The sequence below is a fragment of the Caballeronia sp. HLA56 genome, from assembly GCF_054655155.1.
The window spans coordinates 129,715-154,881 of record NZ_BAAHOB010000003.1 but is presented as its reverse complement, the minus strand read 5'-3'; the positions used below and the strand labels follow the sequence as shown (position 1 = coordinate 154,881).

21 protein-coding genes are annotated in these 25,167 nt (G+C 62.2%); 16 read left to right on the top strand and 5 right to left on the bottom strand.

Features of this window, described 5'->3' with window-relative positions; genetic code table 11:
- Positions 1-170 precede the first annotated feature (170 nt).
- On the bottom strand, positions 171-1,280 hold the full coding sequence (locus tag ACYQ47_RS12690) for an alkene reductase (RefSeq protein ID WP_459905569.1): 1,110 nt from the start codon (positions 1,278-1,280) through the stop codon (positions 171-173).
- Positions 1,281-1,459: 179 nt separating this feature from the next.
- Between ACYQ47_RS12690 and ACYQ47_RS12685 the strand changes: the two genes are divergently transcribed.
- From ACYQ47_RS12685 to ACYQ47_RS12620, 14 genes are all read left to right on the top strand, one after another.
- A complete protein-coding gene (locus ACYQ47_RS12685) occupies positions 1,460-2,347 on the top strand; it encodes a LysR family transcriptional regulator (RefSeq protein ID WP_459905568.1) in 888 nt (295 codons plus the stop codon).
- Positions 2,348-2,463: 116 nt separating this feature from the next.
- Positions 2,464-3,354, top strand: coding sequence for an alpha/beta fold hydrolase (locus ACYQ47_RS12680; RefSeq protein WP_250469672.1), 891 nt, complete (start codon positions 2,464-2,466; stop codon positions 3,352-3,354).
- Between the two features lie 233 nt (positions 3,355-3,587).
- Complete coding sequence (locus ACYQ47_RS12675; protein WP_244831741.1) at positions 3,588-4,469, top strand: polysaccharide deacetylase family protein; 882 nt, start codon at positions 3,588-3,590, stop codon at positions 4,467-4,469.
- A 23-nt stretch (positions 4,470-4,492) separates the two neighbouring features.
- Entirely contained in the window at positions 4,493-5,863 is a 1,371-nt protein-coding gene (locus ACYQ47_RS12670; RefSeq protein ID WP_250469671.1) for an MFS transporter, read from the top strand.
- A gap of 18 nt (positions 5,864-5,881) precedes the next feature.
- Positions 5,882-6,637 carry an SDR family NAD(P)-dependent oxidoreductase gene (locus tag ACYQ47_RS12665; protein WP_250469670.1) on the top strand — a complete coding sequence of 252 codons (756 nt, stop codon included), beginning with the start codon at positions 5,882-5,884 and terminating at the stop codon, positions 6,635-6,637.
- A 25-nt stretch (positions 6,638-6,662) separates the two neighbouring features.
- Entirely contained in the window at positions 6,663-7,418 is a 756-nt protein-coding gene (locus ACYQ47_RS12660) for an SDR family NAD(P)-dependent oxidoreductase (RefSeq protein ID WP_250469669.1), read from the top strand.
- Between the two features lie 12 nt (positions 7,419-7,430).
- On the top strand, positions 7,431-7,730 hold the full coding sequence (locus tag ACYQ47_RS12655; protein ID WP_244831737.1) for a hypothetical protein: 300 nt from the start codon (positions 7,431-7,433) through the stop codon (positions 7,728-7,730).
- On the top strand, positions 7,727-8,776 hold the full coding sequence (locus ACYQ47_RS12650) for a CobW family GTP-binding protein (RefSeq protein ID WP_250469668.1): 1,050 nt from the start codon (positions 7,727-7,729) through the stop codon (positions 8,774-8,776). Before ACYQ47_RS12655 ends, ACYQ47_RS12650 begins: the two co-directional genes overlap by 4 nt.
- 41 nt (positions 8,777-8,817) lie before the next feature.
- Entirely contained in the window at positions 8,818-9,996 is a 1,179-nt protein-coding gene (locus ACYQ47_RS12645; protein WP_459905921.1) for an ABC transporter substrate-binding protein, read from the top strand.
- A 91-nt stretch (positions 9,997-10,087) separates the two neighbouring features.
- Entirely contained in the window at positions 10,088-11,095 is a 1,008-nt protein-coding gene (locus ACYQ47_RS12640; protein WP_250469667.1) for a GntR family transcriptional regulator, read from the top strand.
- 62 nt (positions 11,096-11,157) lie between these two features.
- Positions 11,158-12,114 (top strand): hypothetical protein, encoded by a 957-nt coding sequence (locus tag ACYQ47_RS12635; RefSeq protein WP_309965283.1) that lies wholly within the window; start codon positions 11,158-11,160, stop codon positions 12,112-12,114.
- Between the two features lie 422 nt (positions 12,115-12,536).
- A complete protein-coding gene (locus ACYQ47_RS12630; protein ID WP_459905566.1) occupies positions 12,537-13,817 on the top strand; it encodes an efflux RND transporter periplasmic adaptor subunit in 1,281 nt (426 codons plus the stop codon).
- A 15-nt stretch (positions 13,818-13,832) separates the two neighbouring features.
- The gene (locus tag ACYQ47_RS12625) at positions 13,833-16,967 is read left to right on the top strand and encodes an efflux RND transporter permease subunit (RefSeq protein WP_250494960.1); all 3,135 of its coding nucleotides are present in this window, start codon (positions 13,833-13,835) and stop codon (positions 16,965-16,967) included.
- On the top strand, positions 16,964-18,460 hold the full coding sequence (locus tag ACYQ47_RS12620; protein WP_459905563.1) for an efflux transporter outer membrane subunit: 1,497 nt from the start codon (positions 16,964-16,966) through the stop codon (positions 18,458-18,460). Before ACYQ47_RS12625 ends, ACYQ47_RS12620 begins: the two co-directional genes overlap by 4 nt.
- Here the strand turns inward: ACYQ47_RS12620 and ACYQ47_RS12615 are convergent.
- Positions 18,413-18,970 carry a TetR/AcrR family transcriptional regulator gene (locus ACYQ47_RS12615; protein ID WP_244831730.1) on the bottom strand — a complete coding sequence of 186 codons (558 nt, stop codon included), beginning with the start codon at positions 18,968-18,970 and terminating at the stop codon, positions 18,413-18,415. The two genes, ACYQ47_RS12620 and ACYQ47_RS12615, sit on opposite strands and share 48 nt — an antisense overlap.
- Before the next feature lie 68 nt (positions 18,971-19,038).
- Positions 19,039-19,950: a LysR family transcriptional regulator gene (locus ACYQ47_RS12610; protein WP_459905562.1), complete on the bottom strand. Its 912-nt coding sequence runs from the start codon at positions 19,948-19,950 to the stop codon at positions 19,039-19,041.
- Positions 19,951-20,085: 135 nt separating this feature from the next.
- On the opposite strand from ACYQ47_RS12610, the gene ACYQ47_RS12605 reads away from it, so the two are divergent.
- Together ACYQ47_RS12605 and ACYQ47_RS12600 are read left to right on the top strand one after the other, a co-directional pair.
- The gene (locus ACYQ47_RS12605; protein WP_459905560.1) at positions 20,086-21,501 is read left to right on the top strand and encodes an amidase; all 1,416 of its coding nucleotides are present in this window, start codon (positions 20,086-20,088) and stop codon (positions 21,499-21,501) included.
- 123 nt (positions 21,502-21,624) lie between these two features.
- Complete coding sequence (locus ACYQ47_RS12600) at positions 21,625-22,638, top strand: hypothetical protein (protein ID WP_244831727.1); 1,014 nt, start codon at positions 21,625-21,627, stop codon at positions 22,636-22,638.
- A gap of 12 nt (positions 22,639-22,650) precedes the next feature.
- On the opposite strand, the gene hfq is transcribed toward ACYQ47_RS12600, so the two are convergent.
- Positions 22,651-22,923, bottom strand: a complete 273-nt coding sequence (hfq, locus tag ACYQ47_RS12595) for an RNA chaperone Hfq (protein WP_250469659.1) — start codon at positions 22,921-22,923, stop codon at positions 22,651-22,653.
- Positions 22,924-23,136: 213 nt separating this feature from the next.
- Positions 23,137-24,915 carry a hypothetical protein gene (locus ACYQ47_RS12590; RefSeq protein WP_459905559.1) on the bottom strand — a complete coding sequence of 593 codons (1,779 nt, stop codon included), beginning with the start codon at positions 24,913-24,915 and terminating at the stop codon, positions 23,137-23,139.
- Between the last annotated feature and the right edge of the window lie 252 nt (positions 24,916-25,167).

Here is a 25,167-nt window from a genome sequence, read left to right as displayed (position 1 = left end):
CGTGATCGACCCGAGCGCGGCGCCGAGTGAGAAGCCGAGACACATGAACCATGCATTGAGCGATAACGCGACAGGCGCACCGCGCAACCCCGCAACATGCCGAGCGCGAGCCAGCAGAGTGGCGTCAGAGAGACACCGGCGGGGAAGTAGCGTTCATGGCGGCGTCCGGCTTACGCGGCCCGTGCTTCGGCGCGATGGAACGGATAGTCGGTATAGCCAGCTTCGGTTCCGCCAAAGAACGTGGGACGGTCATACGCATTGAGCGGCCACCGATTACGAAGGCGTTCGGGCAAATCCGGATTGGCGATGAAGTCGCGTCCGAACGCCACTAGATCGGCATCGCCTGCTTGCAGGATGGCTTCGGCCGTCGGCCCCTTGAAGCCGCCCGCCGCGATGATGACGCCCTCGTAATGCTTGCGGATCAGTTGCGCGGCCACGGGTGCGGGGTCTTTGCTGTCGTCATCGACATTGCCGAGCACGCGCGGTTCGATCAAGTGCAGATACGCCAGATCGAGCTTCGACAATTCACGCGCCACGTAGGAGAAGAGCGCTTCGGGATTGCTGTCCGACATATCGCCCCACGTGCCGCTCGGCCCGAGGCGCACCGCGACGCGCTGGCTGCCCCACACGGAGATGACGGCGCGCGTGGCCTCCAGCAGAAAGCGCGCGCGGTTTTCGAACGAGCCGCCGTAGATGTCGGTGCGCATGTTGCTGCCGTCTTGAAGGAACTGATCGAAGAGATAGCCGTTCGCGGCGTGCAGTTCGACACCATCGAAACCGGCTTTCTTGCCACGCTCCGCTGCCGTGCGGAAGCGCTCGACGAGTTGCGCGATTTCCGGACTGGTGAGCGCGCGGGCCGGGGTGTTGGGAATCCAGCCAGCTTCCGTATAAGCGACGCCGCCATGCAATACCGCCGACGGTGCCACCGGCGCGCCGCCATCCGGCTGCAACTGGCTATTGGACTGGCGGCCCGCGTGATAAAGCTGAAGGAAGATGCGGCCGCCTCTTTCATGCACGGCTTCCGTGACTTGCTTCCAGCCTTCGATCTGGCTGTCGTCGTAAAGGCCGGGCGCGCCGAGGTAGCCGTTGCCGTTCGGCGCGGCAATGGTCGCTTCGCTGATCAGGAAGCCGCCTTTCGACGTGCGTTGCGCATAGTACTCGGCCATCAACGGGCCGGGGATGGCGCCTTCCTCGGCACGCATGCGCGTGAGCGGCGCCAGCACGACGCGATGCGAAAACTCGTAGGGACCGACTCTGACGGCTGAATGAAGTTTGGACATGTTCTCTCTCCGGAATGCGGATGACCGTCGAATTCCTCGACGGCAGGTGTTAAGGCTTGAAGAGAGTGTATGAACCGGACGACATAAGAAAAATGGGCTAAGGATCCGAATATATCGGACAAGAACTTCCTTAATCGGCGGATCGCGTCGCGCGAGTCGGCCAGTTCTTCGGGATACTCATGGACAGCCTAGGCGGCATTTCGATGTTCGTGCAAGTCGCTGAAACGCGCAGCTTCACGGAGACGGGACGGCAATTGGGCGTGTCGTCGTCGGCGGTGGGCAAGGGCATTGCCCGCATGGAAGAGCGTCTCGGCGTGCGGCTTTTTCATCGCAGCACGCGCAGCATTACGCTGACCGCCGAGGGCGCGCTCTTTCTCGAACGTTGCAGGCGCATCCTCGGCGAAGTCGAAGCCGCCGAAGCCGAACTGTCCAATGCAGCGGGCAGCCCGCGCGGGCGTTTGCGAATCAGCACGCCGCAATTGTCCGCGCTCATCATGCCCGCGCTGGACGGGTTCATGGCGCAGTATCCGGATATCGAAATCGATGTCGATTTGTCAGACCGTATGGTCGATATCATCGAGGAAGGTTTCGACACCGTGATCCGCACGGGCGCGCAGCACGATTCGCGGCTCGTTTCGCGGCGTCTTGGTTCATGCGGGCAAGTGGTCGTCGCGTCACCCGGATATCTGAAGCAGCATGGCGTGCCGCGTCATCCGGCGGAACTCGTGAATCACGCATGCCTGCTGCATAAGTTTCCCGCCACCGGCAAGCTCGAACGCTGGCCGTTTCAGCTCGGCACGGCGGAAGCGGAGCCCGAGTTGCCGCAGACGTTCGTGAGCAACACCATTGAAGTGCTGGCGTTCCTGGCGCTGCAAGATAAAGGACTTATCTTCGTGCCAACCTTTCTCGTGCGCGATGCGCTTGCAAGCGGCGCGCTGCAAATCGTGCTGGACGATTACATCGATCAGACGGTGACATTCTGGATTCTCTGGCCGGCGACGCGTTATGCATCGCCGAAGCTGCGCGTGTTCATCGACTACATCAGCGAGCATTTGCGGATTGCTTAGTCTCTATTGCCAATGACCTCCGCTTTCGAGCGTGTTCGATATCTCGTAAGCGCCACGCGAATCATGCGGATCGTATACGCTAGCTGTCATCGAACGTCTACGTCGAGGATAAGCGCATGATCAACCGCATCGAGACCGACTTGCTTGATATCGCTTATGAAGAGTCCGGGCCGACAGACGGCTGGCCCGTTGTGTTGCTGCATGGCTTTCCCTACGACATTCATTCATTCGATGAAGTCGCACCGCTTCTCGTGGCACAAGGCGCACGCGTCATCGTTCCTTATCTGCGTGGTTACGGTCCAACGCGCTTCCTTTCCGCCGATACCCCGCGTTCCGGTGAGCAAGCGGCGTTGGGCGCTGACCTGCTCGCATTGCTCGATGCGCTCGACATCGGGCGCGCAATGCTCGGCGGCTACGACTGGGGCGGACGCGCCGCGTGCATCGTCGCGGCGCTGCATCCCGAACGCGTCAGGGCGCTCGTCACGCTCAACGGCTACAACATTCAGGACATCGCGGCATCGGGCAAGCCGTCGTCGCCGGAAAACGAGCTTCGCTACTGGTATCAGTATTACTTTCATGGCGAGCGCGGCCGTGCCGGCCTGACCGCGAACCGCCGAGAACTCTGCCGCTTGCTGTGGACGTTATGGTCACCGAGCTGGCGCTTCGACGACGACACTTACGCCGCGACGGCCGCATCGTTCGACAACGAAGACTTCATCGACGTCGTGATCCATTCGTATCGGCATCGCTATGGGCTCGTGAATGGCGATCCGCGTTACGACGCGCTCGAACAGCAACTCGCGAAGGCGCCGCCCATCTCTGTTCCCACGATCTCGTTCGACGGCGCGGACGACGGTGTCATGTCCACCGGCGGCACCGCGCATCACTCTGTGCATTTCAGCGGACCTTTTGAATATCGCGTCGTCGAAGGCGCGGGACACAACCTGCCGCAAGAAAAACCCGAGGCATTCGCCGATGCCTTACTAACGCTGCACGCGCAAACCTAAACCCCTCGCCGTCGCCTCCGTTCAATCCGGTCCACGCTCAATGCACGGGCCGCGCCTCCGCACGCCCGTCCCTTTTCATCTTCGAGATCGTTACTAAGGGTAATCCCTCATTTGCCGATTATTTTTTAACCCGGCATCGTAAACGTATGTTGTCAACGATGTACATTTAAGTGCCCGGTGAAAGCGAAGCAATGCTTCGAACCGACAACGCAGCGCTCAAAGGAGAAAAGCAGATGGCCAAGGAAATACTCGTAGCATTCGGCATCGATGTCGATGCGGTCGCCGGATGGCTCGGCTCATACGGCGGCGAAGACTCGCCCGACGACATCTCGCGCGGCCTCTTTGCGGGCGAAGTCGGCTCCATGCGCCTTCTCAAGCTCTTCGAGCGCGAGAAGATCAAGACCACATGGTTCATTCCCGGCCATTCGATCGAGACTTTTCCCACGCAGATGCAGGCGGTTGCGGACGCGGGCCACGAGATCGGCATCCACGGCTATAGCCACGAAAACCCCATCGCGATGACGCCGGAGCAGGAAGAAGCCGTGCTGGATCGCAGCATCGACCTGGTGACGAAACTCGCGGGCAAGCGGCCGACGGGCTACGTCGCGCCGTGGTGGGAGTTCAGTAACGTGACGAACGAGTTACTGGTGAAGAAGGGCATCAAGTACGACCACAGCCTGATGCACAACGACTACCACCCGTACTACGTGCGCGTCGGCGACAGCTGGACGAAGATCGACTACAGCAAGCATCCGGATACGTGGATGAAGCCGCTTTCGCGCGGACAGGAAACGGATCTCGTGGAGATTCCCGCGAACTGGTATCTCGACGATCTCCCGCCGATGATGTTCATCAAGAAGGCGCCCAACAGTCACGGCTTCGTCAATCCGCGCGATATCGAGGAGATGTGGCGCGATCAATTCGACTGGGTGTACCGCGAGCACGACTATGCGGTGTTTCCCATCACCATCCATCCCGATGTATCCGGCCGCGCGCAAGTATTGCTCATGCTCGAACGTCTGATCGCGCATTTCCGCAAGCACGAAGGCGTGCGCTTTTGCACCTGCGATGAAATCGCCGACGACTTCCTGCGCCGCCAGCCACGCAAGTCCTGACCCTACCGATACGAGCCCATCCCATGACTCCTTCCGAGCTCAGCAAGAGCGCGCCGGCGAAAGCGAACCCGCTGTCGGCATCAAGCTTCAAACTCGAACATATAACGCCCGGCGACGTAAAACGCGCAACCGTGGTCGCTTTTTTCGCGTGGGTCTTTGCCGTGTACGACTTCATCCTGTTCGGCACGCTCTTGCCCGAGATCGGCAAGCACTACAACTGGGACGCCGCCTCGCAAGCCGAAATCGCCACGCTGGTGGCAATCGGCACGGCGGTGATCGCCTTCGCCATCGGGCCATTACTGGATCGTCTCGGCCGCAAGGCAGGGCTCTTGTGGACGGTGGCTGGCGCGGCGTTGTGCTCGGGACTGACGGTCGTGGGCGGCGCAATGGGTCAGTGGCCGCTCGTGTTCATCCGCGCACTCTCGGGTCTCGGTTATGCCGAGGAAACCGTCAACGCGACTTACCTCAACGAACTGTATTCGGCGGCCAACGATCCGAAGCTCAATCGCAACAAGGGCTTCATTTATAGCCTCGTGCAAGGCGGCTGGCCTATTGGCGCGCTGATCGCATCCGGTCTCACGGCGCTCTTGTTGCCGCGTATCGGTTGGCAAGGGTGCTTCATCTTCGCGACGTTCCCGGCCATCGTCATCTTCTTCATGACGCGGCGTCTGAAGGAAAGCCCGCAATTCCTGCTGCACAAGCGCATCAAACAGTTGCGCGAAGCCGGTCACGACGGCGAAGCGCGCAGTCTCGCGGGCACGCATTCGGTGGACTACGAGGAGCACAGCCGCGCAGGTCTTTCCGAAGCGTTTCGCGGCAGCGCATTGCGTGCGACGCTCGTGCTCGGCGGCGGCATTTTGCTGAACTGGTCCGCGATTCAGGTGTTCAGCGTGCTCGGCACGACGGTGCTCACTCGCGTGCATAACGTGTCGTTCGAAAGCTCGCTGCTGATTCTTGTGTTGTCGAACGTGATCGGCTATTGCGGTTATCTGAGTCACGGATGGATCGGCGACAAGATCGGCCGGCGCAACACGCTCGCCATCGGCTGGATGCTCGGCGGTCTGTCGTTCGCGGGCATGCTTTATGGTCCGAGCAGCCAGGGCGTGGTCGTCGCGCTCTATAGCCTCGGTCTCTTCTTCCTGATCGGACCGTATTCGGCGGCGCTGTTCTTCATCGGCGAAAGTTATCCGACGGCCATTCGCGGCACGGGCAGCTCGATCGTCCATGCAATGGGTCCCATCGGCGCGATCCTCGCGGGCGTCGGCGTCACCTCGATGCTCAATCACGGTAGCGACTGGCTGCACGCGGCGCTCTGGTTCGGCGCATTGCCGTGTTTCCTTTCCGGCGTGCTAATTATGTTCGCGCGTCATGTCGATCCCACCGAAATCAAGTAACTCCACTGGAGGTCTTTCGTGAAAGCAGCATTGGTAACGGGCGCGGCGAGCGGCATTGGGCAAGCGCTGGCCGTGGCATACGCGCAGATCGGCGTGGCCGTGGTCGGCGGATACTTTCCGGGCGACCCGCATGACCCGCAAGTCACGGCAGCCGAAGTCGAGAAGGCGGGCGGTCAGTGCGTGATGTACGCGGTGGACGTGACTTCCGCCGAGGAAGTCGAAGCCTTCGCGAACGAAGCGATCACGCGCTTCGGACGCATCGACTATGCGGTGGCGAATGCGGGCTTGCTGCGCGCATCGCCGCTCACCGAGATGAGCGACGAACAATGGCATCAGATGCTCGATGTCGATCTGTCCGGTGTCATGCGCACCTTCCGTGCGGCAGCGCGGCATATGACCGATGGCGGCGCGATGGTCGCGATATCGTCCATAGCGGGTGGTGTCTATGGATGGGAGAACCACACGCATTATTCCGCCGCGAAGTCGGGCGTGCCGGGACTGTGCCGCGCAGTGGCGATGGAACTCGCGCCGCGCAACATCCGTTGCAACGCGGTCATTCCGGGCCTGATCGAAACGCCGCAATCGCTCGATGCCGTCAATTCGCTCGGCCCCGATGGCTTGCGCGAAGCCGCGAAGGGCATTCCGCTCGGACGCGTCGGCAGGCCGCAAGAAATCGCCGTGCTGATTCGCTATCTGACGAGCGACGACGCCTCCTACATCACCGGCCAGTCGATCATCGCGGATGGCGGACTCACCGTGCGCTGGCCCGGCTGATTCTCACGCACAGGAACAACAGCACATGGCATCCTTTTCACTCGAAGGCCGTCGCGCGGTCGTGACCGGTGCGGCAAGCGGTATCGGCGCGGCAATTGCGCTCGCTTATGCGGAAGCGGGCGCGCGTCTCGTGCTCGCGGATCTCAACGAAGCGCGTCTGGCCACACAAGCGGACGCATGCCGCGCGCTCGGCGTCACAGTGCAAACCGTGATCGCCGATGTCGGCGAAGAGGCGGGCGCGCACGGTATCGTGGATCGTTGTATCGAGGCTTATGGCGGCATCGACATTCTCGTGAACAATGCGGGCATGCTCACGCAGGCACGCTGCATGGACCTCACCACGTCAATGTGGGACGACATGATGCGCGTGGACTTACGCAGCGTGTTTCTCTGCTCGCGTCGCGCATTGCCTTCGATGACCGCGCAGCGCTGGGGACGCATCATCAACGTGGCGTCGCAGCTCGGCATCAAGGGCGGCGCGGAACTCACACATTACGCGGCGGCCAAGGCGGGCGTGATCGGCTTCACCAAATCGCTCGCGCTGGAAGCCGCGCCCGACAACGTGCTCGTCAACGCCATTGCGCCGGGGCCGATAGAGACACCGCTCGTCGATGGAATCAGCGCATCATGGAAGGAGATGAAGGCGAAAGAACTGCCGCTGCGCCGCTTCGGCCGCGCGGAAGAAGTTGCGCCCACAGCGGTCTTGCTCGCCTCCGACCCGGGCGGCAACCTGTTCGTCGGGCAGACGCTCGGACCGAATTCCGGCGACGTCATGCCTTAAGAGGGAGGTTTCATGTGCGGCATGTGCGGATTACTGGGCGGCGGACGGCACTGGTCGAACACGGTTTCGGCGGGCGCGGGCGTGAATGCGCGCGCGCAGCGCTATGCGCAGGTCGCGCATGCGAACCGCGTGCTCGAAACGTTTCGTCTGCGTCTTGCCGACTTTCACGGCCAATCGTTCGTACTCTCTTCGCCGACCGGCGCGCAATTGATGATCGAAGACTTCATGCAGATATGGAAGGCCGCGGAAAGCATGCTCGGGCGTCCGCTCGATCCGCTGACACTTTTCGCCGATGACGAGACCGCGCCATGAGCCTTGCCTACGATGTGATTCCGGTGATCGTCGTGACGGGCTTTCTCGGCAGCGGTAAATCGACCTTGCTTGCAGATGTCCTCAAGGGCGATGCCGCGCGCGATACGGCCGTGCTCGTCAACGAATTCGGCGAAGTCGGGCTGGACCATTTGTTGATCGGCAAGGTGGAAATGGAGACCGTGCTGCTCGACAACGGTTGCGTCTGCTGCGCCATTCGCGGCGAGTTGAAGGACGCGCTTGCGCACCTGTTCTCACGACGCGCACGCGGTGAAGTGCCGCCGTTCTCGCGTGTGGTGCTGGAAACGACGGGGCTTGCCACGCCCGCGCCGATCATGGCGACCTTGCTCGGCGATCGCGTGGTATCGAGTCATTATTCGATCGCGTCGGTCGTCACTGTGGTCGATGCCGTCAACGCGCGTCAGCAACGCGAGCGGCATTCCGAATGGCTCGCGCAAGTGGCGGCTGCGGACCGTCTACTCATCAGCAAGACGGACCTCGTGGATGAAGCTCACGTCGCGGCACTCGAAGCCGAACTCGAACGCGTGAATCCGGCCGCGAGCATGGCGCGCCGTACCGTTACCGACGATGCATCCGCGGTGCTCGGCCTTGCAGCGCATGTGCCGGATTTCGCGGACTTCGTGCGTCGCACGGGCATGACATCGAACGCACGACGTGACGATGGCGAGCGTCCATTGGCGCGTCTTTCGCAACACCGGGAGAACCTCTCGACGCTGACTTCCTTCTCTATCGATTTCGACCAGGCACCCGACTGGCCCGTGTTCACGTTATGGTTCACCATGCTGCTCAACCGTCACGGTGATAACATCCTGCGCGTCAAGGGACTGCTCGCCATTCGCGGCGAGTCCCAACCGGTCGTGCTGCATGCCGTGCATCATCTCGTGCATCCCGTATTGCATCTCGACGCTTGGCCCGGCGGCGCGCCGCTTTCGCGACTCGTGTTCATTGCGGAAGGACTGGATCGCGACGCAGTGGCTGCTTCCTACCGGCGCTTTTGCCGGCACCTCGAGACAGAAGCCATAGATTGAATCCCGTCCGCTCGAATCTCTCCGGTCCACAAGCGCCCGCCGTGCATCCGTCGAAGGTCGAGCTGCGCGTGCTCGGCACATCCGTCACGCTACAGGAACATCTGCGCAAGCGCGCGGAGCAGGACCTGGGTATCAAACTGCGCTTCATCGTCGATGACGGTTCGAGTGTGCAGCGCGAAGGCGTGATGCACCCGGACCGCTACGAACTCTACGATCAATGGTTTCATAGCATCGAATGCCTGTGGCCCGCGCATGCGTTGCAGCCTATCGATGTCGCGCGCATTCGTCGTTGGGACGAGGTCAACACACTTGCGCGCACCGGACATACCGGACGCAATTTGAGCAATGGCGTGGGCTGCGTGCCCGCCGACCGCCTCTTCGTGCAGACGGACGGATCGCTTGCGCGCAAGCCGAGCAAACGCATCAGCATGCTGCCGCTCACGCACAATGCGGACAGCTTCGTCTACCTCGAAGATGCCATGCCGCCTTCGCTTCTTGCAGGCGAGGAAAGCTGGGCATGGCTGCTTGCGCCCGAACTTGCGGGACGCGTCGCGCTGCAGGCGGATGCGGCCATCGGCGCGATCGATGCCGCGCTGGCGGTGCAAGCCTGCGGGCTGATGCGCTTCGAGGATATCGGCAACCTGAGTATCGAAGAGATCGATGCGTTGATCGCCGCGCTCATCGACTTCAAACGGCGCGGTCATTTCGCGGGCTTCTGGTCGAGCTTCGCCGAAGCCGCGCAATTGATGATCGCGGGCAAGGTCGTGATTCAAAGCATCTGGTCGCCGGCGACGGTCGAACTCGAACGCGCCGGTTTGCGCTTTCGGCTCGCGCGGCCGCGTGAGGGGTATCGTGCTTGGTTCGGCGGTATCGGTATATCGCGGCTCGCGCATGGACGCATGCTCGATGCCTCCTACGAATATCTCAACTGGTGGCTCGAAGGATGGGCAGGCGCGACCATGGCGCGTCAGGGCTTTTATATCTCGAACCCGGAGCGTTCGCGCGAGCACATGAGCGACGCGGAATGGGCGTACTGGTACGATGGCAGAGAAGCGCCCAAGGACCTTCCCGGCCCGACGCGCAAGCATCTCGTGCCTGCCGGACAGATGCGCGACGGCGGCAACTACGTCTCGCGCATGAGCCGGGTCGCCGTGTGGGACTCGGTGATGGACGAGCATAACTATCTCGTACGCCGCTGGACCGAATTCATGCGGTCCTGACAGCGAAGTTCGTTCAACGATGACAAGACGCGCAAGCGCTTCCCGAACCACCGCTCCTCTCGCAGACGCAGAGGACACGGCAGACGCATCGATGGCATCGGTCGACTCTATCGAACCGGACAGCCGTCTGCGTTACCGGTTGATTCACGATCATCTCAAGACCGCGATTGCACTCGGCAATATCGCGCCGGGTCTCGTGCTGCTCGAAGGTCCCGTCGCGCGTATCTTCGGCACGAGCCGCGTGCCGGTGAGAAAGGCCTTTGAGATGCTGCATGCGGGCGGCCTATTGCATACCTTCGACGGACGCGGTTATCTCGTGGCGCATCCCGACGGCGGCGTGCCGGAGCCGCTACGTGCGCCGCTTTCCGAAGATGCGCTCGGCTTCGACCGCCCGCCCGAGCCGCTCGACATTCCCTCGAATAGCGAGCGCATTTACGACGCGCTCGAAGGCGTGATTTCGCTTGGCATCGTGTTCGGACATTTTCGGATCGACGAAAGCGACGCGGCCGAAGCGTTCGGCGTGAGTCGCGGCACGGTGCGTGAGGCGCTCAACCGTTTGCGCGATCGCGGGTTAGTGGAGAAGTCGGCGTATTCGCATTGGCTATGTGGACCGCTTACCGCGCGTGCCGTGGCGGAAGACTACGAGTTGCGCGTGTTGCTCGAACCTGCTGCGCTGCTGGCAAGCGCGCCTTCGTTGTCACGCGCGCAACTGGAAGCGGCGCTGGTTGAGATCGAGCGTGCGATTGCACTGCCCGATTCCGTCGATGCCGCAGCGCTCTATCGCATCGAAACCACGCTGCACGACAGCTTGCTGAGTTTTTCGCGCAACCGCAAATTACGCGCGGCCATCGGTCATGCGCACATGCCGCTCATCGTCAATCATGCCTTTTACGATGCCTTCAATCTGCATCCGGAAGCGGGTATGTTGAGCGAGCATCGCGAGGTCGTTCGTCTTCTTCTGAAGGGCAATGCGCAGGCTGCCGCCGATGCGCTCACGCAACATCTTCGCGCCGGACAGAAGCGCACGCTGCAGCGCTTGAAAGTGCTGGCGGTCTTGCCCGATCCCGACTTGCCGGCGTATATGCAACGCATCGCCTGATAGTCACGTGACAAGCGCGCCGCTGTGCGATGATGCGACGTATAGCCCGAAGGAGCCCGAGCGTGCGTCGAATGCCTCTTGGCGGTTGCATCGTTGCTGGCGTTCTTGCGAGCGTGGCCATGCCTCGGGTCGCGTTTGCGCAGTCGGTCGCGGATCAGGTCGCGGGCGTCCGGCTCGGCTCGGGCTATGCGCAACTGCTGAATCTCGCCGCCACGCCGGATATCAATTCCGCTCACTTCGACCTCTCCAATGCGGGCATCAAGCCCACCATCGACATCTTTCGCGTGCCGTTTGAGTCGAAGCTCGCCACGATCACACCCGGAAGCGATATCTTCTGGCGTGTTTCCGCGGGCTATCTTTCCAATCGCGCGACCTTGCCAGTGGATTCGCCATCGCCCGGAGCGGGCAGTATCGGAAGCAAATGGTCCGCTTTCAGCCTGGGCGGCGGCGTAGTGTTGCGCCAGAAGCTCGGCTATGGCTTCACACTCACGCCCGCCATCGATGCCGGACTCGCGCGCCTCATCAACGGCGCCAGCTACGAAGGCTCCGCGAAGCCGCTGAGTTCACTCACCGATGGCGTGCTCTTCAACTGGCATACGAATGCATGGCTCGTCACGCCGAACGCCGGCATCGAATGGATGCGTGAGCAGGACGAGCAAAGCCTCAGCGTCAAGGCACATATTGCATGGTCGTGGATCTCGACCTTCGATGAATCGCCGGGACTCGAGGGCTTTCGGGAAACCGCCGGCGTGTACTCGCTGCGTGTGGAATATGCACGGCCGACATCGCTCAGCGTGTTCGAGCGCAAGCTCGACTGGTTCGTGCGCAGCGGCTACGGCGGCTTCTTCGGCGCGAACCGAAGTGCGCTCGGCTTTTCCACTGTTGCCGAAGTCGGCCTCGGCTTGCTGACTCCGTTGAGCGCCAAAACTCAGGGTGGAACCAGCGTGAAACTAGGCGTGAGCTATTTGTTCGGACCAAACATCCGGGGTTGGTCGGCAAGCCTGGGCCTGCAGTACTGAACAAAAAAAAGCGCACGGCGCAATGCCGTGCGCTCCGGCAGCAAAGGGCGGGGGTTGGAGGAGTCCACCCATCGATGCCTGCAAAGCGGACGAGAAACAACCTCTATCCGCAACCGTTGACGGCTCCATGACGAGAGCCAACACTCGCCACACTACAGCACGGCATTCGCCGCATAAATCGCTCTGTCTGAACACACATGACACGGCGCGCGAACAATCCCGCAGAGCCTTGTCCGGCCGAAGCTTGCGCACGTTCCGTTTTTCATATTCCGGTTGCGACTATTGAAAACGCTTGACCAATAAGATTGTATACGTAATCTAAACGCCTTTAGACGATGGTTGACATCCAAACGAGCCGGACGGGACACGTCTTCCCGAGCGGCGCTCGGCGGACGATCCCAATTCTCTTGAGGTGAACGCAGGTGGATACGAAAGCAAAACTCGATGACGAGGCAGAGGCGGGGCAAAGCCATCGTCCGCCAGCCCGGCGCCGCACCGCCACGTGGATCGCCATTGCAGCCATGCTGGCCATAGGCGGCGGATGGTTCTACATCAACCATCGCAATGCCGGAAGCACCGCAAGTGTGCAAGCCGCACCGCCTCGTCATGACGTGACCGTGAGCAAGCCAGTGGTGCGCGACCTCGATACGCGCTTAGGGTTTCTCGGTCAGTTCTCGGCTGTGGATCAGGTCGAGCTTCGCGCGCAAGTGGGCGGAACGCTCACGGGCATCCACTTCAAGGATGGCGATGTCGTCCGCAAAGGCGATCTGCTCTTCACTATCGATTCCGTGCCGTACGAGATTCGGCTCTCTCAGGCAAAGGCGCAGCAGCAGACCGCGCAAGCGCGTCTCGTGCTTGCGAAGCAGGAACTGGAGCGCGCGCAGGAGTTGCAGCGAGGCGATGCCGGCACGCGGCAAAGCGTCGAACAACGCACTTCCGAACTGCATGGCGCAGAGGCCGCGTTGGACGATGCCGCCGCGCAGATTCGCGACGCGCGCTTCGATCTCGATCACTGCAAGATCTTCGCGCCGTTCACCGGACGCATTGGCAGGCACCTGGTGTCGGCGGGCAATCTGATCGCGGGCAGCCGCGCGGCGACGAGCCCCACCACGCTGCTCGCCACGCTCGTTTCGCTCGATCCCATCTATCTCGACTTCGACATGAGCGAGTCTGACTTTCAGTCGTTCTCGCGCTATCGCGCGGATACGAAAGGGCCGCTTGCGAACAGGGTCGAGCTGGCCTCCGGCGAGGGCACGGACGCGGACTATTCGCGTCAGGGCACGCTCGACTTCCTCGATAACGTGATCGACCGCGCGAGCGGCACCATCCATGCACGCGCCACCGTGCCGAACGCCGACTTGCGGCTCACGCCCGGCGAGTTCTCGCGCGTGCGGCTTGCCGTGGCGCATCCCGCGGCGACCTTGCTGGTGCCGGATGCATCCGTGTTGCCGGATCAATCCGAGCATGTCGTGATGACCGTTGCAAACGACGGCACCGTCACGCCCAAGCGTGTGGAGATCGGCGAGATGCGCGGCGGCTTGCGCGTGATCCGTGCGGGACTGACACGCGATGACCGTGTGATCGTGGATGGTCTGCCATTCGCCGCGCCCGGCTCGAAGGTGACTACGCGCGACGGTGCGGTCCGCTACGAAGCAAACGACGCGCAGACGACGCGGACCACGCAGACAGCGCAATCGAAATAGCGGAACGACACACTCATGCGTATTGCTCACTTCTTTATCGACCGTCCACGATTCGCGACGGTCGTCAGTGCCTTCCTGACGTTGATCGGACTCGGCGCCATGTACGTGCTGCCGGTTGCGCAGTATCCCGAGATCGTGCCGCCGACCGTGCAGGTGACGACATCGTATCCGGGTGCGTCGGCGGAGACGATCGCGCGTACGGTAGCGACGCCGCTCGAACAGCAGATCAACGGCGTCGAAAACATGCTCTACATGGGCAGCCAGTCGACCGGTGACGGCAGGCTCACCGTAACGGTCACGTTTCGCATCGGCACCGATCTGAACGTTGCGCAGATGCTCACGCAGAACCGCGTGCAGGATGCCTTGCCGCGCTTGCCTGAAGACGTGCAAAGACTCGGCGTGCAAGTGCGCAAGTCCACGCCGAGCATTCTGCTCGCGGTGCATCTCTATTCGCCCGACAAGCTGCGCGACACGTTGTATCTCTCGAATTACGCGACGCTGCATGTGAAGGACGCGCTCGCACGTATTCAGGGCGTGGGCGATGTGCAGTTCCAGGGCGCACGCGAATACGCGATGCGCATCTGGATCGACCCCGACCGTGTCGCGGCGAGCAACCTCACTGCAAGCGAAGTGCTGACGGCACTGCGTGCGCAGAACCTGCAGGTCTCCGCGGGCGTGCTGAACCAGCCGCCATCGGGCAACAGCGAGGCGTATCAAATCAACGTCGAGGCACTGGGGCGTCTCGCCACGCCGGAGCAGTTCGGCGATATCGTCGTGAAGTCGGACGGACAGGGGCGCATCACGCGTATTCGCGATATCGGCCGCGTGGAAGTGGGCGCGGCGGATTACGGTTCGACCGCGTTCATGGATCGCAGCGATGCGTCGACCTTGCTCATCTATGCCGAACCCGGCGCGAACTCGCTCGCGGTCGAGAAGGCCGTGCTCGGCGAGATGCGTGAACTCAAGCGCGACTTTCCGGCGGGTCTCGACTACAAGATCATCTATGACCCGACGATCTTCATCGGCAAGTCCGTCGATGAAGTCGTGACGACCATCTTCGTTGCGATCCTGCTCGTGGTGGCCGTGGTCTTTGTGTTCCTGCAGAACTGGCGCGCGACGATCATTCCCGTGGTGGCCATTCCCGTGTCGTTGCTCGGCTCTTTCATCGTGCTTGCGGCATTCGGGATATCGCTCAATAACCTCTCGCTGTTCGGGCTCGTGCTTGCGGTGGGGATCGTGGTGGACGATGCCATCGTTGTCGTCGAGAACGTCGAGCGGAACATGCGCGCGGGCATGTTGCCTGTGGAAGCCGCGCATCGCACGATGGACGAAGTGGGCGGTGCGCTGCTTTCGATTGCGCTCACGTTGTGCGCGGTGTTCGTGCCATCGGCGTTTCTGAGCGGCATCTCGGGACTTTTCTTCCGGCAGTTCGCAGTGACCATCGCGGCGTCGACGGTGATCTCGTGTTTCGTTTCACTCACGCTGAGTCCGGCACTGTGCGCCGTGCTTTTCAAGCCGCATAGCGAACACGATGCCGAGCGTTCGAACTGGGCTTCGCGCATCATGCACGGCGGCTTTGCGCGCTTCAATCGCGGCTTCGAGCGCCTTTCGTTCGGGTACGGTAACGTCACGCGAAGGCTCGTGCGCGGGTTGACCGTGGTGCTTGCAGTGTATGTCGCGCTCATCGGATTGACCGCGCTGCAATTCGCGCGCACGCCGACGGGCTTCATCCCCGAGCAGGATCAAGGTTACCTGATTACCGTCGTGCAGTTGCCGCCAGGTTCCTCGCTGCAACGCACTGAGAAGGTCGTGCGTCAGGCCATCGATATCATCTTGTCGACACATGGTATCGAGCACGTAGCGCCCTTCGTCGGGCTCGATGCAACCACGCTCACGGTGGCATCGAATTCTGGCACGGTGTTTTCAGGCTTGCCTTCGCTCTATAGCCACTCGCTGCCGGGCGTGACGGCCAACACCGTACTCGCCGATATGCGCAAGCGCCTCTCGGTCATCAAGGACGCTTACGTGTTGACCATTCCGCCGCCGCCGGTGCAAGGAATCGGCAATGCAGGCGGCTTCAAGATGATGCTCGAAGATCGTGCCGGCCTTGGACCGGAAGCGCTCGTGAAGGCCGCGAACGCACTCGTCGCGGCGGCCAATCGAGATCCGAATCTCGCGGGCGTGTTCACGCTCTTCAATGCGGGCTCGCCATCGGTGTTCGCGAACATCGACCGGGTCAAGGCGCAAAAGGTCGGCTTGACGCCCACGGATGTGTTCTCCACCTTGCAGGTCTATCTCGGCTCGCAATACGTGAACGACTTCAACTATCTGGGGCGCACGTATGAAGTGATCGTGCAGGCGGACGGGCGTTTCCGGCGGACAGGTGAGGACATTACGCGGTTGAAGGCGCGCAATCAGGCCGGCGATATGGTGCCGATAGGAACCGTTGCGCATCTGGAAGACCGCACGATTCCGTATCGCGTGCCGCGCTATAACCTCTATCCGGCAGCGGAAGTGCAGGGCGTTGCAGCGCCGGGCGTGGCAACGGGTACCGCGCTGCATCGCATGGAAGAGCTTGCGCATCAGGTGCTGCCGCAGGGCATCGGCTTCGAATGGACCGAGCTTGCATATCAACAGCAACAACGCGGCACGCCCACGCTCGTCGTGTTCGGCGCGGCGGCGCTCTTCGTGTTCCTCGTGCTCGTGGCGCAATACGAGAGCTGGAAGTTGCCGCTTGCCATCGTGCTGATCGTGCCGATGTGTATTCTCGCGTCAGTCACCGGGCTTTCGTTGCGTGGCATGCCGATAGATATCCTCGCGCAGATCGGCTTCGTCGTGCTTGTCGGGTTGGCGGCGAAAAACGCGATTCTGATCGTCGAGTTCGCGAAGCAGAAGGAAGACGAGGGCGTGTCCGCCGTCACCGCTGCGGTGCATGCGGCGCGTACCCGTTTGCGGCCCATTCTCATGACCTCTTTCGCGTTCATTCTCGGCGTCGCGCCGTTGGCCGTGGCAACCGGCGCGGGCGCGGAGATGCGGCAGTCGCTCGGCACCGCCGTGTTGTTCGGCATGCTGGGCGTGACAGGCTTCGGTCTGCTCTTCACGCCAGCCTTCTATGTATTCATTCGCCGGTTCGGCAAGGGGCGTGCATGATGAAGCCATCGCTCACATGGATTGCGTCATCGACGTTATTCGCGGCGCTTGCCGGTTGCGCGGTCGGCCCCGACTACGTCACGCCTCAAACGGCCCTGCAACCGCTGCAGCACGTGCCCGCACAAACCGGCAAGACCGCTCCACCGCTCGATACCTGGTGGACCGGCTTCGACGATCCCATGCTCGTCACCGTGGTCGAGCGCGCGTTGTCGCAGAACCTCGATCTCGCGGCGTCGTTCGCACGGGTACAGCAGGCGCGGGCGGCGGCGGCATCGGCGGGCGCGCAGTTGTTGCCGACGGTGGACCTCGATGCATCGGCGAGCGCGCAGCATCAAAGCCTCGTCAGCCCGCTCGGCTCGCTTGCGCGCACTTTCCCTGGCTATAGCCGCGATCAGCGCGAATACACGGTAGGCGCGGCGGCAAGCTGGGAAATCGATCTGGCAGGCGGTCTGCGTCGCGATGCGGCCGCCGCCACGCGCGAGGAAGAAGCCGCGCAGGCCGAGCAGGCCGGCACACGCGTGACAGTCGCCGCCGATGCCGCCGATGCCTATCTGCAAGTGCGCGGCTTTCAGGCACGTCTTGCGGTGGCGCAGGACCAGATATCGACGGATGCGAGACTGCTCGACATCGTGCGTCTGCGTGTGGCCGCGGGCGCTGCCGACGAACGCGAAGTCGCGCAAGCCGATGCACTGCTCAAACAAGCGCGCACCGTGGTTCCGACGCTCCGTGTGCAACTCAACGCGCAGTTGAATCGACTGGACGTGCTGATGGGCGTGCAGCCCGGCACGTATGCGAGCGAACTGGCGACAGCGGCGGATATCCCCGGCATTCCATCCATCGATGCGTCGCCCGATGCCACCGCGCTGTTGCGTCAACGTCCCGATGTGATCGCGGCGGAGCGGCGCCTCGCGGCATCGAATGAACGTATTGGCGCTGCGATTGCCGACTATTATCCGAAGCTTTCGCTAACTGGTCTGCTCGGCTTCGATAGCGGCGGCTCGCATGAGCTGTTCACGGCGCGCGCGTTTCAACCGGCGATTACGGCGGGACTGCGCTGGCGTCTCTTCGACTTCGGCAAGGTGGATGCGGAAGTCGCGGCGGCGCGTGGCGCGAATGCGGAGGCGCTGGCGGTTTATCGGCAGAGCGTGTTGCGTGCGGCGGAAGATGTCGAGAACGCGTTCGTCGCGTTGAGCGAAACGCAGAACCGGGGTATTGAACTCGATGCCGAGGTGGCCGCGCTCACGCGCGCACGCGACTTGTCGCAGCGCGCTTATAAGGCCGGTGCGATCACGCTCACGGACGTGCTGGATGCAGACCGTCAGTTGCTCGTGGCACGCGACGATCTCGATGCCACGCGCGCCGATGCAGCGCGTGCGGCGGTCGGCGCATTCCGCGCGCTTGGCGGCGGCTGGCGTACGCAACCTGCCGCTACCGCAGACGATGCCTCACTGAGCGAGCGCCTTTCTGGCCTCGCGAAGGATGGTGTCAGATAGCGCTGGCTCGTTGACCATGCGCGCCAGTGTCAGCGCGCCGATCATGGTGGAGAGCATGACGAGCGCCTGCTTCCTCGCGGCGGCGGGCGGCTCGTCGAGACTACCGGCGAACAGTTCGACCAGGCGCTCGATGCCCGCGGTCGCGGCAGTGCGCACTTCGTCGCTGGAACGCGCGAGTTCGCTCGACAGCGCGACGAACGGACAACCCGCGCCCGCGTTGTCGCGATGCTCCGGCGAAAGGTAGTCCGCAACGGCGGCGTTGATGCCGCTCTTGCGCGTAAGCGCCGACGACATGGTCTCGCGCAACGTGTCGCTCGCCAGTTCGAGCGACTCCAGCACCACTTGTTCTTTCGATCCGAAATGCTTATAGAAGCCGCCGTGCGAGAGGCCGGCTTGCGCCATGAGATCGGCGAGCGCGGTGCCATCTATACCGTTCTCACGAAAGCGCGTGGACGCCGACTCCACTATGCGTTCGCGCGTTTCGGCTGCTTCCTGTCGGGACTTGCGCATGACGTGTCTATCTCTCTTCCAAATGGATGTAATTTAACATCCAAAAGCGTGCGTGACCAATCGCATCTTCAACGCTTTTTCAAAGGCGCGCCCACGCTGCCGATGTCGTTCAACGCTTCGAGAAAGGCCGCGACCTTCGGCAATTTTTCGCGGCCATGCGCGTAAGCTGCGAAGACTTCGAGCGGCACGAAGGAAAGTTCGGGCGCGGCATCGACGACACTGCCATCGGCCAACGCAGACCCTATCGCATACATGGGCAGGACCGCGACGCCCAGACCCGCGCGGCAAAAGTCCGCAAGCGCAAACAGATCGCTCACGACCATCTTCGGCGTGAAGCTGATCTCGGTTCGTTTGCCCTGCCAGATGACATTCCAGCTCGTGCGCGGCGCGTAGGTCTGCAGCGCGAGGCATTCGTGCGCGACGATTTGGGCAGGCTCGGTGATCGGCCCATGCATCGCCACGTACGCCGACGACGCGCACAAGCAAAGATCCGCCGAGGCAATGTGCCGCTCGCTGATTCCCGATTGCGATGTCGATGCAAGGCGCACGGCGACATCGAAATTGCCTTCGAGCAGGTCGGCATAGCGATCCGAGAGATCGACCTCGAAACGCAGCCGCGTATGACAGTTTGCAAGCCGCGTAAGACATGGAATGACGCAGGCGCGGCCGAATGCGGTCGGCATCGTGATGCGCAACAGGCCTTCGGGTTCGGCCGCGCCGCGTTGCGCTTGCGCTTCGGCGTGTCGAAGACGCAAGAGGATGTCGCGTAACTCACTCGCGTAGGACTTGCCGGCATCGGTCAATGCGACGTGTCGTGTCGTGCGTTCGATGAGGCGCACGCCAACTCTGCTCTCCAGAAGCGAAATGCGCCGGCTGATGGTGGATTGTGTGACACCCAGTTCGCGCGCCGCAGCGCCGAACCCGCCGTATTCGGCGACGAAGAGAAACGTTTCGGCTTCCAGCAAGCCTGTGCCATTCATGCGTTTCCTCGATTTCTCATATCCACGCTGGCGATGTTAATCGAGTTGGCGGATGGATGTACTCTGGCTTCGTTCGCTGCATCGTCGTCGCAACGCTCAAGCGCACGCACCGAAAAACCATCAAAGGAGTATCAGATGAATTCCAACGATCGAACCCGCATTCACTACGCAAGCGCAACCGAACTCGCGCGCCTTATTCGCACTCGCGAATTGTCGAGTGTCGAAGTGATCGAGGCACATTTGCATCGTATCGAGGCCGTGAATCCCAAAGTGAATGCCGTGGTGACGCTAATGGGCGAACAGGCCCTCGAAGCCGCCAGGCAGGCGCAACGAGCCGTGATGAGCGGCGCCACGCTCGGGCCGCTGCATGGCGTGCCTTTCTCCATCAAGGATGCACTCGATACCGCCGGCGTGCTCACGCAGCGCGGCTCGCGGCTCTTTGCCGGCAACGTACCCGCGCAAGACGCTACGTCGGTCGCGCGCTTCAAGGCCGCAGGCGGCATCCCGCTCATGAAAACCAACTTGCCCGAGTTCTCGGCGTGGACCGAGACCGATAACCTCGTTACCGGCCGAACCAATAATCCGTGGAATCTCGAACGCACGCCGGGTGGTTCGTCGGGCGGCGAGTCGGCGGCGATCGCGGCTGGCATGTCGCCAATCGGTATCGGCAGCGATGTTGCCATTTCGGTGCGCGGGCCGGCGGCGTTCACTGGCATCGCCGCACTCAAGGCCACGCATGGCCGCGTGCCTTATACGGGCCATTATCCGGGCGTGATCGCGCGCTGGTGGCATGTCGGGCCGATGGCTCGCACGGTCGGCGATGTCGCGCTCGGTTACTCGATTCTGAAAGGCCCCGATGGCTTCGATGGTTACGCCGTGCATGCCCGCAACGCCGACGCGGACCGTGCCGGGATTGCAGGTCAGCCCGTGCGGGTAGGATGGGTATCGGATGCCGCGTTCGGCCCGGTCGATCCCGAGATCACCGCCGCGGTCAAGGCTGCCGCCGCGCGTCTTGCCGATCTCGGCTGCGATGTCGAAGAGGTACGCCTGCCGTTTCTCGGCGAGCCGCTCAGTGCGCTGATGACGCTTGTCTTCGGCGAACTCGTGCCGTCCGTCAAGGCCATAGTGAAAGGCCGCGAGCACGACTTGCACGCGATAGGCAAGGGCATCGTCGAGACGCCGGACCCTGCGTTCGCCGACTTCATCGGCGCCGAAGCGAAAGCGGAAGCGCTCAGGTCTGCGTTCGCCGGATTCTTCGAGCGATACGATGTGCTGCTTTGCCCCGTGAATCCGATGACCGCAACGCCGCACGGCGCGGAGGAACTCGTGGTCAATGGCGTGACGGTGCCGTGGACGCATGTGATGAGCGCAACGTCACCGTTTAATCTGACCGGCTTGCCGGCGCTTTCGGTGCCCTTCGGCTTCAGCTCGGAGAACTTGCCGATCGGCGTTCAGTTGGTCGCGAAGTGGCTCGATGAAGCCACGATCTTGCGGCTCGGCGCGCTCATCGAGCGCAAGGGCGGCCTCGGCGAGCGGCGGCCTGCTATCTGAGCGGTGCGCGGCATCGGCGAATGTGTGCGCTTGCGTACGCAGACGAATGCAAATCGCGAGGGTTCGTCGCCTATCGCCTAAGCTTTCAGAGCGCCGGGTTCGTCCCGGCTGCCTTGAGCTTCCATGACGAAAAGGGCGGGGGAGACGATGCCGGACAAACTGACAGTGATTCAGTCGCAGCAGATGAACGCGCACGGCGAGCCGGACGTGGGCACGTTCAACTGGCAGTTCCTGGCGCAAGGGGACTCGTGGTTCACGACCAATACGGTCGAGCATTGGAGTTCGTCGAATCTGCTAAAAAACCTGGAGTTCGCGCAGGCGGCGGTCGCCGTGAATTGCGCCGACCCCGGCGATACGCTCACTCACATGGTCGACCTTCGTCGAGACCCTTTGTTTTATTCGCTGCTGGCCGGTCCAAAGGAACAACCGTGGAGCGCGATTTTGCTTTCGGGCGGCGGCAACGACCTCATCGATGCCGTGCAGGTCGCGGCAATCGGCGACAACGGTGTGCCTGTCGCGCCGCACGAAAGACTGCTTCTCACGAGCGACGAATGGGGCGGGCCGCTCGCCGCCGCCGATAATCGCTACATCTCGGCGCAAGGTTGGGAGACCTTCAGGCTGCATCTGGAGCAGCAATTCAAGGCGCTGGACTTCATGCGCTCGAAGAGCAAACACAACACGAATACGCCGATCTTCACGCACACCTATGACTACGCGACGCCTCGCGCGAGCGGCGCGGGTTTGGGAATTGGACCGTGGCTCTTGCCTGCTCTGACAGACTATAAGATCCCTGCGAACGACTGGAACGCCATTGCGGACGCGTTCATCGACAAACTTGCTTCGATCAGCATGAGCCTCACGTTGCAAAATTTTCATGTGATCGATACGCGAGGCATCCTCACGCGCGCCGATGCGCAAGCGTCGGGCATCAGCAATGATTGGGAAAACGAAATTCACGCGACCGAAGCCGGATACGGCAAGCTCGCGGTGCCTTTCGTCAGTCGCGTGAGCACGGTGCTGGGGTTGGCTGCGCCAGCGTCGCCGCTCGGTGTGATCGAGACGGCGCCAGCGCCCGTGGTGACACCGGCCGTTGCAGCGAAGCGTCGCGGGCGAGGCACCGGCGTCAGACCGGCGTAAAGGTACTGCGGTCTATTTTCGATGCGCGCGCTCGACGCGCGTCATCGAAGCGCGTTCGTCCGTCCGTTTGGGCGGGAGCGTGTGCGGTTCGCAAACGGTCGATATCGCGTTCTTGTAGATGGTCTGTATGCCGTTCGGCGATTGCACCGCGAGCACGTATTTATCGAACGATTCGATCAGTCCTGTCAGCTTGATCCCGCTCACGAGAAAGACCCATACGGTTTTTCGCTCGGCGATCAAGGTCTCGAGGAAAGTCGACTGAATGTCAGTATCGGCTTGAGTCATGGCGGCCGTCCCTTTCCGTGAGTACATCGCTCCCAGAATACGCGCCGCGCAAGCCCCGACGTGTGGGGTGGGCCACAGGCAAAACCGGTCTCTCTCGGAATCTCCGTGAAAATACGGTGTTTCGCGTTGATTATTTCCTAGTATGTTTAGGTGGACTGGGTTTTAAGTGTTGATATAAAACGGGTGAACGCCGAAACGCGTTGCCCTCGGCTGCTACTCCTTCTTGTCATCCACCTGCATGATCCAGTGGCCGCCCGCATTGAGAAACCGCGCCTCGGAAGTCTCACCGCCACCGCTGCCAAGCGTCGTGAACATGCCACGCATGGCATCGGCGGGTCCGCCCGATATGTTCATCGAATAGTCGCAGACATAACCCGGCTTGCCCGATGCCGGCGCGCAACCGAGCTTCTGAAACGAGTCGATCCGCATGGGTTCGTTACCGCGCACCGACTTGCTGCCCATGAACATGGTGGTCAGGCAGAGCATGGCATCGCCGCTCGTGAGCCTTGAACGGTCGGCCTGCTGGCAACGCTCGTTTTGCGACGAGATACCTCGCGCGATGGCCTGCGCCCGATTGTTGACCGCATCGTACATTTCCGCCGCCGTGGGTTCGCCGCCCGAATGCGATGCCCGCTCGGATGACTTCGATGTGGCGCGCGGCTGTGCATCGGCGACAGCGACCGGACGCGCCGAGTCGTTGCCGGACGATGCCTCGTAAGCATCGCCGAGCGCGCTGCGTTTGCGCAAGTCTTCTTGCTGCGCGACCATCGCTGTGGCAATCGCCACGCCGGCCGGCGCGTTGGCATCGCTATCCATCAGATAACGCGACTTGATCTGCGCGATCTCCTCGCCCGAACGAGCGTGCCTGATCTGCTGCTCGATTTCTCCTCGCGAGCTTTCGAGCGCCTGGGCGCGTCGGCTCAGAAAATATTGGTAGGTTTTCTGAACGCTCGGCACACGCTCCATGCCGTCGTAGCGCCGGCGGAAGTCCGCGCTCCACGTACGCCCCTGCTGCAGGCCGGCCAAGCCAGTGCCGAGCGCATCGATGCTCTGCCGCTCGACGGCTTCCTGCGCCGTGCCCAACTGATTGAGCGCGACGCCGATCTTCGCCATCTCGGCGTTGCGCGATGTCGTGAGCGCCGTGGAGAACGCTGGCCGGTTTTGCATGCGATACAACTTCGCCAGTTCCACCATGCCGGGATAACCGCGCGCGTTGTCGATGGCCTGCGCCGTCTGCGCGTCCTCGACAGGTATCGCCACGCGTTGTTCGACAACCGTCATGCGTTTCGCGAACTCATCGCGCTCGGCGCGGGGTGCTTGCGGCAGAATCTTTTGCGCCGATGCTTCGATCTCGATCAAACGCGCGTGGCCCGTTTCATCGGCTTTGAGCGACTCCGCTTCCGTCGCGAGTTCCGTGAGTCCGCCAGTCGCGGCGCGCGACTGCGCGAGCAGGCGCAGATTGCTGTTATAGCGGAAAGAAGTCATCGCGCGAGTGGCGGCGGCCTTCTGATCGGGCGGAATCGATGCGAGCGGTCCGGTCGTGCTGAAACAGTGCGGCAAGATCTTGCTGGTGTACTCCGTCAGCATCTTCGGGTCTATCTGATCGTAGGTCTTGCCGAACACGGGAGCAAAGCGCGCGTCCTGAATCAGCGCTGTCACGGCCGGGTCCGATTGCGGCGATTGCGCCGCACTCATGCCACCGCCGCCAGCGGGAAGCGGTCCGGATGTGAGCCACGTTTTTACGTCGTCGCACTGCGCCTTTGCTTCGTATTTCTCGTATTGTCCCTTCGCTGCGTTGACGAGCGGTTGCACATGAAGGTTCGCTCCGCCGCCACGCAGACTGTTCATGATCTGGCCGAAATTGAGGCCGTCGGCAAAGGCCTCGGGCGCGAGCGTCGCACAACAGAAGCCGGCGAGAACGACGCCGGTGCGGCGCAACGACAACGAACTTGCTACGACGCCAGCGCGCGCCATATTCCGGGCGGTAACCATGTTCGCTCTCCCAAATGACTGATGAATTGCCCTGGTATCCGCATCTTATGAAGGATGTACAGCACGAAGACCACGCGACGATCAACCGACGCGGGCCGCTCGTAATGCATGGTCTCCTCGCGATACGATTCGTCGCGCCAGCATGAAAACGCAGGGCGGCTCACCCAGAACAGGGCGGCCATCTCGTGATCGCGCTCGGTCGTGAATGACGCGCTCGGAACGCGAGACGCTATGAATCTACGGCGGACGGGG

Excerpts from the sequence above, each read along its gene's own strand:
- ACYQ47_RS12690 (WP_459905569.1), bottom strand. The coding sequence starts at position 1,280 with ATGTCCAAACTTCATTCAGCCGTCAGAGTCGGTCCCTACGAGTTTTCG.
- ACYQ47_RS12685 (WP_459905568.1), top strand. The coding sequence starts at position 1,460 with ATGGACAGCCTAGGCGGCATTTCGATGTTCGTGCAAGTCGCTGAAACG.
- ACYQ47_RS12680 (WP_250469672.1), top strand. The coding sequence starts at position 2,464 with ATGATCAACCGCATCGAGACCGACTTGCTTGATATCGCTTATGAAGAG.
- ACYQ47_RS12675 (WP_244831741.1), top strand. The coding sequence starts at position 3,588 with ATGGCCAAGGAAATACTCGTAGCATTCGGCATCGATGTCGATGCGGTC.
- ACYQ47_RS12670 (WP_250469671.1), top strand. The coding sequence starts at position 4,493 with ATGACTCCTTCCGAGCTCAGCAAGAGCGCGCCGGCGAAAGCGAACCCG.
- ACYQ47_RS12660 (WP_250469669.1), top strand. The coding sequence starts at position 6,663 with ATGGCATCCTTTTCACTCGAAGGCCGTCGCGCGGTCGTGACCGGTGCG.
- ACYQ47_RS12655 (WP_244831737.1), top strand. The coding sequence starts at position 7,431 with ATGTGCGGCATGTGCGGATTACTGGGCGGCGGACGGCACTGGTCGAAC.
- ACYQ47_RS12650 (WP_250469668.1), top strand. The coding sequence starts at position 7,727 with ATGAGCCTTGCCTACGATGTGATTCCGGTGATCGTCGTGACGGGCTTT.
- ACYQ47_RS12640 (WP_250469667.1), top strand. The coding sequence starts at position 10,088 with ATGGCATCGGTCGACTCTATCGAACCGGACAGCCGTCTGCGTTACCGG.
- ACYQ47_RS12625 (WP_250494960.1), top strand. The coding sequence starts at position 13,833 with ATGCGTATTGCTCACTTCTTTATCGACCGTCCACGATTCGCGACGGTC.
- ACYQ47_RS12620 (WP_459905563.1), top strand. The coding sequence starts at position 16,964 with ATGATGAAGCCATCGCTCACATGGATTGCGTCATCGACGTTATTCGCG.
- ACYQ47_RS12615 (WP_244831730.1), bottom strand. The coding sequence starts at position 18,970 with ATGCGCAAGTCCCGACAGGAAGCAGCCGAAACGCGCGAACGCATAGTG.
- ACYQ47_RS12610 (WP_459905562.1), bottom strand. The coding sequence starts at position 19,950 with ATGAATGGCACAGGCTTGCTGGAAGCCGAAACGTTTCTCTTCGTCGCC.
- ACYQ47_RS12605 (WP_459905560.1), top strand. The coding sequence starts at position 20,086 with ATGAATTCCAACGATCGAACCCGCATTCACTACGCAAGCGCAACCGAA.
- ACYQ47_RS12600 (WP_244831727.1), top strand. The coding sequence starts at position 21,625 with ATGACGAAAAGGGCGGGGGAGACGATGCCGGACAAACTGACAGTGATT.
- hfq (WP_250469659.1), bottom strand. The coding sequence starts at position 22,923 with ATGACTCAAGCCGATACTGACATTCAGTCGACTTTCCTCGAGACCTTG.
- ACYQ47_RS12590 (WP_459905559.1), bottom strand. The coding sequence starts at position 24,915 with ATGGTTACCGCCCGGAATATGGCGCGCGCTGGCGTCGTAGCAAGTTCG.